At 73.6% G+C, this 11577-nt stretch carries 13 protein-coding genes; 5 read left to right on the top strand and 8 right to left on the bottom strand.

Annotated features, from left to right (window positions below; genetic code table 11):
- Nucleotides 1-27 precede the first annotated feature (27 nt).
- Nucleotides 28-1455, bottom strand: a complete 1428-nt coding sequence (gene radA / locus HLI28_RS03035) for a DNA repair protein RadA (RefSeq protein WP_171246026.1) — start codon at nucleotides 1453-1455, stop codon at nucleotides 28-30.
- Nucleotides 1456-1559: 104 nt separating this feature from the next.
- Between radA and HLI28_RS03030 the strand changes: the two genes are divergently transcribed.
- The 3 genes from HLI28_RS03030 to HLI28_RS03020 are packed head-to-tail and all read left to right on the top strand — an operon-like array spanning nucleotide 1560 to nucleotide 3682.
- Complete coding sequence (locus HLI28_RS03030; protein ID WP_171246025.1) at nucleotides 1560-2222, top strand: hypothetical protein; 663 nt, start codon at nucleotides 1560-1562, stop codon at nucleotides 2220-2222.
- A gap of 11 nt (nucleotides 2223-2233) precedes the next feature.
- Nucleotides 2234-3061, top strand: a complete 828-nt coding sequence (proC, locus tag HLI28_RS03025; protein ID WP_343035597.1) for a pyrroline-5-carboxylate reductase — start codon at nucleotides 2234-2236, stop codon at nucleotides 3059-3061.
- A gap of 6 nt (nucleotides 3062-3067) precedes the next feature.
- Entirely contained in the window at nucleotides 3068-3682 is a 615-nt protein-coding gene (locus tag HLI28_RS03020; RefSeq protein ID WP_171246024.1) for a TetR/AcrR family transcriptional regulator, read from the top strand.
- Here the strand turns inward: HLI28_RS03020 and HLI28_RS03015 are convergent.
- From HLI28_RS03015 to HLI28_RS02990, 6 genes are all read right to left on the bottom strand, one after another.
- The gene (locus HLI28_RS03015) at nucleotides 3645-4523 is read right to left on the bottom strand and encodes an ABC transporter ATP-binding protein (protein ID WP_171246023.1); all 879 of its coding nucleotides are present in this window, start codon (nucleotides 4521-4523) and stop codon (nucleotides 3645-3647) included. The genes HLI28_RS03020 and HLI28_RS03015 overlap by 38 nt on opposite strands.
- Nucleotides 4520-5335 (bottom strand): ABC transporter ATP-binding protein, encoded by an 816-nt coding sequence (locus tag HLI28_RS03010; protein WP_171246022.1) that lies wholly within the window; start codon nucleotides 5333-5335, stop codon nucleotides 4520-4522. The genes HLI28_RS03015 and HLI28_RS03010 overlap by 4 nt, the downstream gene beginning before the upstream one ends.
- The gene (locus HLI28_RS03005; protein WP_171246073.1) at nucleotides 5335-6384 is read right to left on the bottom strand and encodes an ABC transporter permease; all 1050 of its coding nucleotides are present in this window, start codon (nucleotides 6382-6384) and stop codon (nucleotides 5335-5337) included. The genes HLI28_RS03010 and HLI28_RS03005 overlap by 1 nt, the downstream gene beginning before the upstream one ends.
- A 63-nt stretch (nucleotides 6385-6447) precedes the next feature.
- Nucleotides 6448-6972, bottom strand: a complete 525-nt coding sequence (locus tag HLI28_RS03000; RefSeq protein WP_343035596.1) for a P-loop nucleotide/nucleoside kinase family protein — start codon at nucleotides 6970-6972, stop codon at nucleotides 6448-6450.
- Nucleotides 6969-7637: an NAD-binding protein gene (locus tag HLI28_RS02995; RefSeq protein WP_171246021.1), complete on the bottom strand. Its 669-nt coding sequence runs from the start codon at nucleotides 7635-7637 to the stop codon at nucleotides 6969-6971. Before HLI28_RS02995 ends, HLI28_RS03000 begins: the two co-directional genes overlap by 4 nt.
- 62 nt (nucleotides 7638-7699) lie before the next feature.
- Entirely contained in the window at nucleotides 7700-9064 is a 1365-nt protein-coding gene (locus tag HLI28_RS02990) for a TrkH family potassium uptake protein (RefSeq protein ID WP_171246071.1), read from the bottom strand.
- A 101-nt stretch (nucleotides 9065-9165) separates the two neighbouring features.
- Between HLI28_RS02990 and HLI28_RS02985 the strand changes: the two genes are divergently transcribed.
- Together HLI28_RS02985 and HLI28_RS02980 are read left to right on the top strand one after the other, a co-directional pair.
- A complete protein-coding gene (locus tag HLI28_RS02985) occupies nucleotides 9166-10341 on the top strand; it encodes an acetoin utilization protein AcuC (RefSeq protein ID WP_171246020.1) in 1176 nt (391 codons plus the stop codon).
- Between the two features lie 172 nt (nucleotides 10342-10513).
- A complete protein-coding gene (locus HLI28_RS02980; RefSeq protein WP_012085056.1) occupies nucleotides 10514-10612 on the top strand; it encodes a 30S ribosomal protein bS22 in 99 nt (32 codons plus the stop codon).
- A 93-nt stretch (nucleotides 10613-10705) separates the two neighbouring features.
- Here the strand turns inward: HLI28_RS02980 and HLI28_RS02975 are convergent, their stop codons facing one another.
- Nucleotides 10706-11521: an HAD family hydrolase gene (locus tag HLI28_RS02975; RefSeq protein ID WP_171246019.1), complete on the bottom strand. Its 816-nt coding sequence runs from the start codon at nucleotides 11519-11521 to the stop codon at nucleotides 10706-10708.
- Nucleotides 11522-11577 lie beyond the last annotated feature (56 nt).

Below are 11577 nucleotides of genomic sequence, written 5' to 3'. Positions count from 1 at the left end.
GCATTCTACGTCCTGGAGGCGTTTCGTTCAGCGGCTGCGGGACGCGTCGCCGGTCGGGGCCGAGGCCAGCTCCACGGCCTCCGCGAGATGGTGCGCCTCGGCCACCTGCAACCCGGCCGGCGCCCGGACCGCGGCCCCCGCCGGCACGACGGCGCGGGTGAACCCGAGACGGGCGGCCTCGCTCAGACGCCGCTCCAGACCCGTCACGGGCCGGATGTCCCCGGCGAGGCCGACCTCCCCGACGGCGATCGTGCCCGACGGCAGGGCCTCGCCGCTCCGGGCCGAGACGATCGCCAGCGCGGTGGCGAGGTCCGCGGCCGGCTCGGTGACCCGCGCACCACCGATCGTCGAGGCGTACACGTCCGCGTCGGCGAGCCGCAGGCCGGCGTGCCGGTGCAGCACCGCGAGGATCATCGCCAGCCGTTGCGACTCGACCCCGCTGGTGGCCCGGCGAGGGTTGGCCAGGGGTGACGGGGCCACGAGGGACTGGATCTCCAGGGCGAGCGGCCGGCGTCCCTCGAGCGTGACGGTCACGCAGGTGCCCGGCACCCCCGCTCCGAGGTGGGACAGGAACAGCCCGCTGGGGTCGCTCAGGCCCTCGATGCCGGACTCGGACAGGTCGAAGCACCCCACCTCGTCCGTGGGGCCGAACCGGTTCTTCACCGCGCGCACCATGCGGAGCCTCGAGTGCCGGTCGCCCTCGAACTGGCAGACGACGTCCACCAGGTGCTCGAGGGTCCGTGGCCCGGCGACCGCGCCGTCCTTGGTCACGTGGCCGACCAGCAGCACCGGGACCTGACGCTCCTTCGCCGCGGCGATGAGGGCGCCCGCGACCTCGCGGACCTGGCTCACCCCGCCGGGGACGCCGTCGACCTCCGCGGAGGCGATCGTCTGGACCGAGTCCACCACCAGCAGCGCCGGGTCCGCCGCGTCGAGATGGCCGAGCACCGTGGCCAGGTCCGTCTCCGCCGCGAGCAGCAGGGTCGGTGCGAGGGCGCCGATCCGCTCGGCCCGCAGCCGGACCTGTCCCGCGGACTCCTCGCCGGTCACGTACAGCACCGTGCGCGCGTCCTGGCCGCCGGTGCCACGGGCCGCGTTGGAGGCCACGGACAGCAGCAGCGTCGACTTGCCGACCCCCGGTTCGCCCGCCAGGAGCACGACGGCTCCGGGGACGAGGCCGCCGCCCAGCACGCGGTCCAGCTCGTCGACACCCGTCGGGGTGGCGCGCGCGGAGTCGACGTCGATCTCGGCGATGGGACGGGCGGCCGATCGCACCGGCTGCACCGCCGTGGTGCGCGGGCCCGCCGCCGGGCCGTCCTCGGCGACCGTGCCCCACGCCTGGCACTCGCCGCAGCGGCCCACCCACTTCACCGTCGTCCAGCCGCACTCGGTGCAGCGGAAACCGGGGCGGGAGCTCTTGGCGCGGCCTGCGCGCGAGGTGGTCGTGGTGCTCACGCTCGACACGGTAGGCGGCGGCACCGACACCAGGGCCGCCGGACGTCGTAGGCTGCACGGCGACGCCGTCGTCGGCGCACCGGCACCAGACCAGGAGGACGTCGATGGCCGACCGCAAGCCGGGGTACCTGACCCCGGGATTCCGGACCCCGGGGGAGAAGGTGCACCAGAAGAGCTCGCGGGCGGCACAGGTCCGTCGCCGCCGCATCGTCCTGGCGGTGGTGCTCGTCGTCGTGGCGGGGATCGCGGTCGTCACCGCGTTCTTCTGGCCCGGGTTCGCCCAGGAGGAGCCCGAGCCGCTGCCCGAGGTCACGGTCACCGCGGCGCCGCCGACGCCGACCGCCGAGCCGAGCCCGCTGCCCGAGGACGCCACCGACTTCCAGTCGGCGATGCCGGACTCCGCCCTGCAGCTCGTCCGCCTCGACGTCACGGAGGGCGCGTGGATCGACGAGGCCGACGCCGTCGAGGCGTGGGACGTCGTCTACGCCGACGGGTCGGCGGACGGAGCGCGGGTCGACCTCGTCGCCGGTCAGTGGTCGGACGGTGACGCCGCGGCCGAGGTGTACGCGACGCTGCTGCAGGCCGCCGGCGACCCCGAGGCCGAGGGGGACGTCACCGTCGGCGGCGAGACCGTCGGCGACTACGCCGTCACCCCCGGTGCGACCGCCGGGGAGTCGGTGGTCACCTGGCGCAACGACACGGCCGTCTTCCAGGCCACCGGGCCGGAGCAGCTCGTCCAGGACTTCTACGAGACGTTCCCGATGTGAGGAGAGACCACGTGAGCACGCAGATCGCCGGGACCCGGGTGGCCTTCGTCGGGACCGGCACGATGGCCGAGGCCGTCCTGGCCGGCGCCCTGTCGTCGGGGCTCGACCCGGCCGACGTCGTCGCCACCGTGCGTCGCGAGGACCGGGGCGCCGAGCTGGCCGAGACCTACGGGGTCGCCACGACGACGGACAACGCCGCTGCCGTGTCCGACGCCCGACTCGTCGTCGTCGGCGTCAAGCCGAAGGACGTCGCCGCCGTGCTCGACGAGATCGGTCCCGCGCTGCCCGCCGACGCCGTCGTCGTCAGCGTCGCCGTCGGACTGCCGCTGTCGTTCTACGCCCGCCACCTGCCCGCGGACCAGCACGTCGTGCGGACCATGCCGAACACCCCAGCGCAGGTCGGCGCCGGGGTGACCGCCGTCGTCCCCGGACCGACGACGGACGAGGACGACGTCGCCCTCGTCGAGGCGCTGCTGGCCGGCACCGGGGAGACCCTGCGGATCACCGAGAAGGAGATCGACGCGTTCGGGGCGCTCGCCGGCTCCGGCCCCGCCTACGTCTTCTACGTCGTCGACGCGATGGCCGAGGCCGGGGTGCTGATGGGCCTGACGCGGGCCGTCGCCCGCCGGCTGGCCGTGCAGACCGTGCTCGGCGCGGGGACGCTGCTCGCGCGGACGGGGGAGCACCCCGTGGTCCTGCGCGAGAAGGTCTCCTCACCCGGTGGCACCACGATCCAGGCCCTGCGGCGGCTCGACGACGCCGGTGTGCGGGCGTCCTTCGTCGCCGCGATGGAGGCCGCGCGCGACCGGTCGGCGGAGCTCGGCCGCGAGCTCGGCTGACCGCAGATGTCCGACCCGTCGCGTCGAGGACGCCGCCCAGCGGGCCAGAGCACGCGCGGGGCGGTGCTGGAGGCCGCCCGGGCGGAGTTCGACGAGCGGGGCTACGAGGCCGTGTCCCTGCGGGGCGTGGCCCGGCGGGCCGGCGTCGACCCGGGCACCGTGCGGCACTGGTTCGCCGGCAAGACCGAGCTGCTCGCCGCCACGCTGGGCCTGACCGACATCGACCCGTCGGCCGTCACCCGGTCCGCCGCCGACGGCCCCGTCGAGGACATGGGGGAGCGGCTCGTGCGGGCGGTCGTGCGGACGTGGGACGCGGACGGCGGCGCGACGGTCCGTGTCGTCGTCCCGGCCATCATGGCCGACCCGGGGCTGCGGAACCTCCTGCAACGCTTCCTGGGGGTGGAGGTCCTCGGCCCTCTCGTGCAGCGGCTGGGTGTCGCCGATGCGGAGCTGCGCGCGTCCCTGGCCGGCTCCCAGGTGGCCGGGCTGATGATGATCCGCTACGTGGTCGGGGTCGAACCGTTGGCCTCGGCGTCGGCGGACGAGCTCGCCACGCTGGTGGGCCCCACCCTGCAGCGCTACCTCACCGGGGACCTGGGTGACGTGACGACTGCTCGATGAGCACCATCGTCTCCTCCAGCGTGGCGGCCTCCTCCTCGACGTCGGCCGGCACGCCGTCGGCATCGAGGGCCGCGCGCACGCGCTCGGGCGCCGTCCCGGCGACGCGGCTGGTGCGGCCGGCGAGGGTCACCGGCAGACCCGCCTCGTCCAGGGCGGCGAAGGCCGCGGACCACTCCTCGGTGTGCACGACGGCGGTGCGCGAGGTCGCGGTGATGTCCCCGACCGCCCCACGGGCCACGCCGCGGCCCCGCGACATGATCACCAGGCGGTCGCACTGCTCGGCCTCCTGCATGTAGTGCGTCGTGACGAGCACACCGGCACCGGCCTCGGCCTGCGCGTGGATCGTGTCCCACAGCCGTGCCCGGGCGAGCGGGTCGACGCCGGACGTCGGTTCGTCGAGGACGAGCAGACGGGGGGAGTGCAGCAGGGCGCAGTAGAAGGCGAGCTGGCGCTGCCGGCCCAGCCCGATGCGCCCCACGGGCTGGTCGGCGACGGCGGCCAGGGTGGTCGGCAGCGCCGGGGCGTGCCGCACGGAGAAGGCCGCGGCGACGAAGTCGACGTTCTGCCGGACGCTGAGCGCCTGGGACAGGCCCAGTCCCTGGGGCACGTACCCGAGCGCGTGGCGGTCGGCGTCGGCGGGCGGGTCGCCGAACACCTCGACGTGGCCGACGTCCGCCGCCTCGAGCCCGAGCAGCACGCGCAGCAGCGTCGTCTTGCCGGCCCCGTTGGAGCCGAGCAGGCCCACGATCTCCCCGGGGTGCACGTCGAGGGACATGTCCTCGACGGCGGCGAACGCGCCGAACCGCTTGGTGACGCCGTCGGCGTGGACCAGGGTGGTCATCGGGTCTCCTCCTGGCGGGCGAGCGTGAGCGCGATCAGGGTGTCCTCGAGGTCGGGCGTGACCGGGCGGCCCGGGGCCGTCGCGCCGTCGGGCGTCCAGGTGTGGAACGACCGACCGCGGCGCCACGTCCGGTCGTGGCCGCCGGGTGGGTCGTCGCCGACGGACACCGTCCCCGGCACGGTGCCGACGACGTCCGTCGGTCTGCCGGTGGCGAGCACCTGCCCGTCCTGCAGGGCGACGACCGTCGCGGCCCGCTCGGCCTCGTCGAGGTAGGTCGTCGTCATCAGCACGGCGGCGCCGCTCCGTGCCGCCTGGGTGATGAGCCGCCACAGCTCGACCCGGCTGACGGGGTCGACACCGGTCGAGGGCTCGTCGAGCAGCAGCAGGTCGGGGGTGTGCAGCATCGCCAGGCAGAACCCGAGCTTCTGACGCATGCCCCCGGACAGGTCGCGTCCGAGCCGGTCCCGGACGTCGTCGAGGCCCGCGGTCGCCAGCAGGTCGGCGGCGCGGGTCCGGATCCCGGCGGCGGACATCCCGTACGCCGAGCCGACGAACTCGACGTTCTCGCGGACGGTCAGGGTCGGCCACACCCCGGACGTGAAGGGTTCGTGGCCGATGCGCGGGGCGGGCGGGACGTCCACGGTGCCGCGCACGGCGGCGACGCGTCCGAGCAGGGCCCGCAGCAGGGTCGTCTTGCCGGCCCCGTCCCCGCCGACGACGGCGGTCACCTCGCCGGACGGGACGGCGACGCTCACGTCGGACAGCGCGGTCGCGCCGCCGAGCTCCACGGTGAGGTCGCGTGCGCCGTACATCAGCGGGCCCCGCGGGCCGGTGCGATGTCCCGGCGCAGCCGGACCACGGCGACGCCGAAGACGAGGACCGCCATCGCGGTGAGGACGACGACCGGCAGCCACATGGACTCCCAGCCGGCCCCGCGCAGCATGACGCCCTGGGAGAGCTTGACGAACCACGTCAGCGGCAGCAGGTAGCCGATCCAGCGGACGCCGGCGGCCATGGCGTCCAGCGGGAAGATCATCCCGGACAGCAGGATCTGCGGCAGCATCGTCATCAGCGCGACCTGGACGGCCTGGCCGGTGGTCTGAGAGACGGTCGAGATGAGCACCCCGATCCCGAGGACGGCGAACAGGAAGATCGCCGCGCCGATGCCGAAGAGCAGCGCGGACCCCCGGAACGGGACGCCGAACAGCCACACACCGAGCAGGGTCACGAGCACCATGTCGAAGCACGCGAGGAGGAAGTACGGGGAGATCTTCCCCAGCACGACCGACGTGGGGGACAGCGGCATGACGGCGAGCTGCTCGAGCGTGCCGGCCTCGCGTTCACGGACCAGCCCGATGCTGGTGATGATCGTGCCGATGAAGGTCAGGATCAGGCCGATGATCGCCGGGACCATCACCCAGGAGGTCTCGAGGTCCGGGTTGTACAGGATCTCCGAGTCGACGCGGTCGCCGAGCTGGGCCACGAGGACCGAGGCGCTCTGGGCGGCGAAGAGGTTGGAGCCGTCGACGAGGACGGTCGGGCGGCCGCCGGCGGCGTCCGAGGCGTCCCCGCTGAGGATCGCGACGTCGACCTCGTCGTCGCGGAGCATGTCGCGTGCCTGGCCGGACCCCGCCTCCGCGTCGACGTCGGTGAGGTCGAGGGTGGTCGGTGCGTCCTGTGGCGCCTCCGCGACGAGCTGCTGCACCTGGTCCGCCTGGTCGCCGACGACGGCGACCTTCAGCTCGTCGACGGTGAAGTTCGCGGCGTACCCGAAGATCACCAGCATCAGCAGGGGCAGGGCGACGAGCATCGCGACGGTGCGGTGGTCGCGCCGCAGCTCGCGGAACTCCTTGACGATCATGGCGCGCACGGCGGCTCCCTCGGTCCGTGGTCATAATTCCTCGGCTGAGGAATTATTCGGAGCCTACTCCACGACGCCTCCGCGGTCACGTCCGTCGAGCACGACGAGGGGTCCTTCGTCCGGGGTGGGGACCTGGAAACCGTCGAGGTAGGCCTCCGCGCGCTCCCGGGGCACGACGACGTCGTCGGGTCCGCGGTGCCGGCGGGCGGCCAGCCGCTCCAGCACGACCTCCCGCGGGGTGTCCAGCAGGTGCACCACGGGCTCGACGCCGTGCGGGCGCAGCAGGTCGCGGTACGCGTCCCGGGACGACCGGGACCAGAACGACGAGTCCACGACGACGCGGTCCCCGGCGGCGACGTGCCGCAGCAGCTCCCGCTGCAGGTGGGCGTGGACGGTGGCCGCGTCCTCGGCGTCCACCGGGTGATCGCGCAGCCCGCGCCGCCAGGCCTCGGCGTCGAACGACAGCACCGCGTAGCCGTCGTCCGCCAGGCGCCGGGCATGCGTCGACTTGCCCGCACCGGCCGGACCGCAGACGAGGACCACCGACGGCGACGACGGTGCCGGGGTGAGCCCCCGGTCCGTGCTCACGGCCTCGCCGAGAAGCGCTCCAGCAGGTCCGCGTGTCCCGAGCAGACCAGCAGGTCGTTCGCGCTGACGCGGGTCTCGGGAGTGGCGTAGGTGAACTCGATGCCGGGCGACTTCACGCCGATCACGGTGATGCCGTACTTCTTGCGGATGTCCGACTGGGCGAGCGTGAACCCCTGCATCTCGCGCGGGGGGCGCATCTTGACGATCGTGAAGCCGTCCTCGACCTCGATGTAGTCCAGCATCTTGCCGCTGACGAGGTGGGCGACCCGCGAGCCGGCGTCGGACTCGGGGTACACGACGTGGTGGGCGCCGATCCGCGTCAGGATGCGCCCGTGCTCGGCCGAGACCGCCTTGGCCCAGATCTGGGGGGTGCCGAGGTCGACGAGGTTGCCGGTGATGAGCACCGAGGCCTCGAGCTCGGTCCCCACCCCCACCACCGCCACGCCGAACTCCTGGGCGCCGAGCTGCTCCAGGGCCTCCGGGTTGGACGCGTCCGCCTGCACCAGCGGCAGGCGGCCGGACCACTGGTTGACGAGGCGGTCGTCGGTCTCGACCGCGAGCACGTCCTGGCCGAGCCGGTCCAGCGTCTCCGCCAGGGACGACCCGAACCGGCCCAGGCCGATGACGAGCACGCCGGCGTCCCGCTCGTCCTTCTTCTCTGCCACGGTTCTCCTCCGGTCGGTCGGTGGTGTCGGCGACGCGCCGCTGCCGTCTGGCGCGCGGGTCGTCAGCCGATGATGGGGCGCTCCTCGGGGAAGCGTATGACGCGGCGCCGGTCCCGCAGGGCCAGGGCGCCGAGCACGGAGATGGTGCCGACGCGCCCCAGGTACATCAGGGCGCTCAACCAGTACTTCCCGCCGTCGGGCAGGTCGCCGGTGATCCCCGTCGAGAGCCCCACCGTCGCGAACGCGGAGATGACCTCGAACAGGATCTGCGACAGGGAGAAGTCGGTGATCCGGACCAGGGCGATGCAGGAGACCAGCACCATCGTGGCGCCGATGAAGACCACGGCGATCGACAGCCGCAGCGTGTCCCGGGGGATGCGCCGGCCGAACACGTCGACGTCCCGGTCACCGCGTGCCTCCGCGACGATCGCGAGCAGCATGACGGCCAACGTGGTGACCTTGATGCCACCGGCGGTGGAGGCCGACCCGCCGCCGACGAACATCAGGGCGTCGGTGACGAGCCAGGACTCCGCCCGCATGGCGCCGACGTCGAACGTGTTGAACCCGCCGGACCGTGGCATGACGGAGGCCATGAGGGCCGAGAGGAACTTCGTGCTCAGGTCCTGGCCGCCGAGCGTCTCCGGGTTCGCCCACTCCATCGCGCCGATGATCACCAGACCCGCCACGAGCAGCGCGACGCTGGTCGTGATCGTCAGCTTGGTGTGCAGCGAGAGGTGCCGCAGGAACCGGCGCCCGTGCCGGCGCGCCTGCAGCAGGTTCAGCATCACGGGGAAGCCCAGGGCGCCGATGAACACGCCCAGGACGACGGGGATGATGACCAGCCAGTCCGAGGCGTACGGCAGCAGACCGTCCACGGTGGGCACGAACCCGGCGTTGTTGAACGCCGAGATGCCGTAGAAGGTCGAGTGCCACAGCGCCAGCCCGAGACTCTCGTCGAGCGCGAGGAACCGGGGGAGGAGGATGAGGGCGATCGTCAGCTCGATCGAGGTGGAGACCACGATGATCAGCCGGATCAGGGAGCCGACCTCGCCCAACCGCGTCGTCCCGGTCTTCGTCTCCGAGGCGGTGAGCAGCTTCTGGGTCAGTCCGATGCGCCGGGAGACGGCGATCCCCAGCAGGGACGCGATCGTCATGACGCCCAGCCCGCCGACCTTGATGCCGAGCAGGATGACCGCGCGGCCGTACTCCGACCAGTACTCGGCCGTGTCGACGACGACCAGGCCGGTGATGCACACGGCGGACGTCGCGGTGAACAGGGCGTCGACGAACCGGGCGCCCGTGTCCGTGGCCGTCGCCCAGGGCGGCAGCAGCAGGAGCGTGAAGAGCGTGATGACGGCGGCGAACACCGTCATCGCCAGCCGGGCCGGGTACTCCCGGGCCGTGCGGTCCACCCACTCGCGCAGCATCGAGGCGCGGTCCTGCACCGATCGGGCCACCGGCCGCGCCCTCCCTCGTCGTCCGCACTGGTCGCCGCCCAGCCTGCCACGGCTTGGGCTACCGTGGCGGGATGTCGGTCGCCCAGCTGCTGTGGAGTCCCGAGCTGCTGCGCTACGACTTCGGGCTCGGGCATCCCATGGCGCCGGCGCGGCTCGCCCTGACGATGCGCCTGATCACCGAGCTCGGGCTGCTCGGCGAACCCGGGCTGGAGGTGGTCGACCCGGTCTGCGCGCCGGACGAGCTGCTCGAGACCGTGCACGACGCCGACTACGTCGCCGCGGTGCGCCGCGCGGCGACCACGGGGGAGCCCGACGTCGCCCGGGGGCTCGGGACGGAGGACGACCCCGTGTTCCCCGCCATGCACGAGGCCGCGGCCCGGCTCGTGGGGGCCTCGGTCGCCGCCGCGGACGCCGTCTGGTCGGGACGGGCGCAGCACGGGATCAACATCGCCGGCGGCATGCACCACGCCCGCCGGGACGCGGCGTCGGGGTTCTGCGTCTACAACGACGCCGCCGCCGCCGTGCAGCGGTTGCTGGACAGCGGGGCGGAGCGGGTCGCGTACGTCGACCTCGACGCCCACCACGGCGACGGCGTCGAGGCGATCTTCTGGGACGAGCCGCGGGTGCTGACCTTCTCCGTCCACCAGGACGGCCGGACGTTGTTCCCCGGCACGGGCGACCCGGCGGACACCGGTGCCGGGCTGAACCACTGCACCGCGGTCAACGTCGCGCTCCCGCCGCGGACGGACTCCGCCGGATGGCTGCGCGCCGTCGACGCGGTGCTGCCGACCGTGCTGCGGGAGTTCGCCCCCGACGCCATCGTGTCCCAGCACGGTGCCGACGCCCACGGCAACGACCCGCTCGCCGACCTCTCCGTCGGCGTGCACGCGCAGAAGACCGCGGCCCGCTGGCTGCACGAGCTGGCGCACGAGCTCTGCGAGGGTCGCTGGGTGGCCCTCGGCGGCGGAGGGTACGCCGTCGTCGACGTGGTGCCGCTGGTGTGGGCGGCGCTGGTGGCCGAGGCGGCGCACGTCCCGCTGGAGACGGGGATGCCGCTGCCGGCAGCGTGGCGGGAGGCGGCGGAGGAGATGTCCGGGCTGCCCGCGGCCAGGACGCTGGGCCGCGGACCGGTCACCTGGCGACCGTGGTCGTCCGGCTACGACCCGTCGGACCCGACGGACCGGGCCGTGCTCGCCACGCGCCGCCACGTCTTCCCCGAGTTCGGCCTCGACCCCTTCCTGGACTGACCGGGCAGGTCCCGCGGCCGGGGTGACCCGGCGCACGCCGCCGTGGCCCGAGGCACCGGCCGTCATCGGGTATTCTGATGGACGGACTTTTCTCGCGTTGGTCGGCTGCGCCCGGGCTCACGGGCGCCGGTGCCAACGCCGTCCGACCACCGATCAGCATTGTGAGGACCTCATGGGCTCCGTCATCAAGAAGCGCCGCAAGCGCATGGCGAAGAAGAAGCACCGCAAGCTGCTGCGCAGGACGCGCCACCAGCGTCGCAACAAGAAGTGAGGCACCGCCCGCCGTCCGGCGGGTCGTGCTGAGCGAGCCCGGTACCCCCAGGGGTGCCGGGCTCGCTGCGTCCGTGGGGAGGGGCGTCCCCGGTCAGCGGCCCCGGACGCGTCGGCGCATGGCACGCTGCACGGCCCGGAGCACGAGGCCCGCGACCCAGGCCGCGCCTGCCCACGACGCGGTCCGCACGCCGCGGTGCGCCACCCGCTGACCGCGACCGCGGAACTCGCGGATCGGCCAGCCGACCTCCTTGGCGTGCCGACGCAGACGCACGTCGGGGTTGATCGGGCAGGGGTGGCCGACGGACCGCATCATCGGCAGGTCGTTCAGCGAGTCCCCGTAGGCGTACGAGTGGTCGAGGTCTAGCCCCTCGCGCTCCGCGAGCTCCCGCACGGCCGCAGCCTTGGCCTCGCCGTGCATGAGGTCGCCCACCAGCGCGCCGGTGTAGTACCCCCGCTCGTGCTCCGCGATGGTGCCGAGGCAGCCGGTCGCGCCGAGCCGGCGTGCGATGAGGCCGCCGATCTCGACCGGCGTCGCGGTGACCAGCCAGACCTGGTCGCCGGCCGCCAGGTGCTCGTCCAGGAGACGCTTCGTGCCGGGGAAGATCCGCAGCTCCAGGACGGTGTCGTAGACCTCGTCGCCCACGGCGGTGATCTCGGCGACCGAGCGGCCGGCGATGAGGGACAGCGCCCGGCTGCGCACGCTCTCGATCTGGGTGCGCGACTCGCCGAAGAGCAGGTACTTGGCCTGGATCAGCCCGAACCGCAGCAGGTCGGCGGTCCCGAAGAACTCGCGCCGGTACAGCGCCCGGGCCAGGTGGAACGAGCTGGCGCCGCGGATGATCGTGTTGTCCACGTCGAAGAACGCTGCCGCCGGCGGGCTGACCGGGGGGTCGGCGTGAGACGGCATGCGGTCCACTGTAGCCGCGCGGATACGCTGTCCTCGTGAGCGGCACCCCGACGACC

Origin of the sequence: Isoptericola sediminis (assembly GCF_013085345.1) — a bacterium.
Lineage (GTDB): Bacteria > Actinomycetota > Actinomycetes > Actinomycetales > Cellulomonadaceae > Isoptericola > Isoptericola sediminis.
This window is presented reverse-complemented; position numbering and strand designations above follow the sequence as displayed.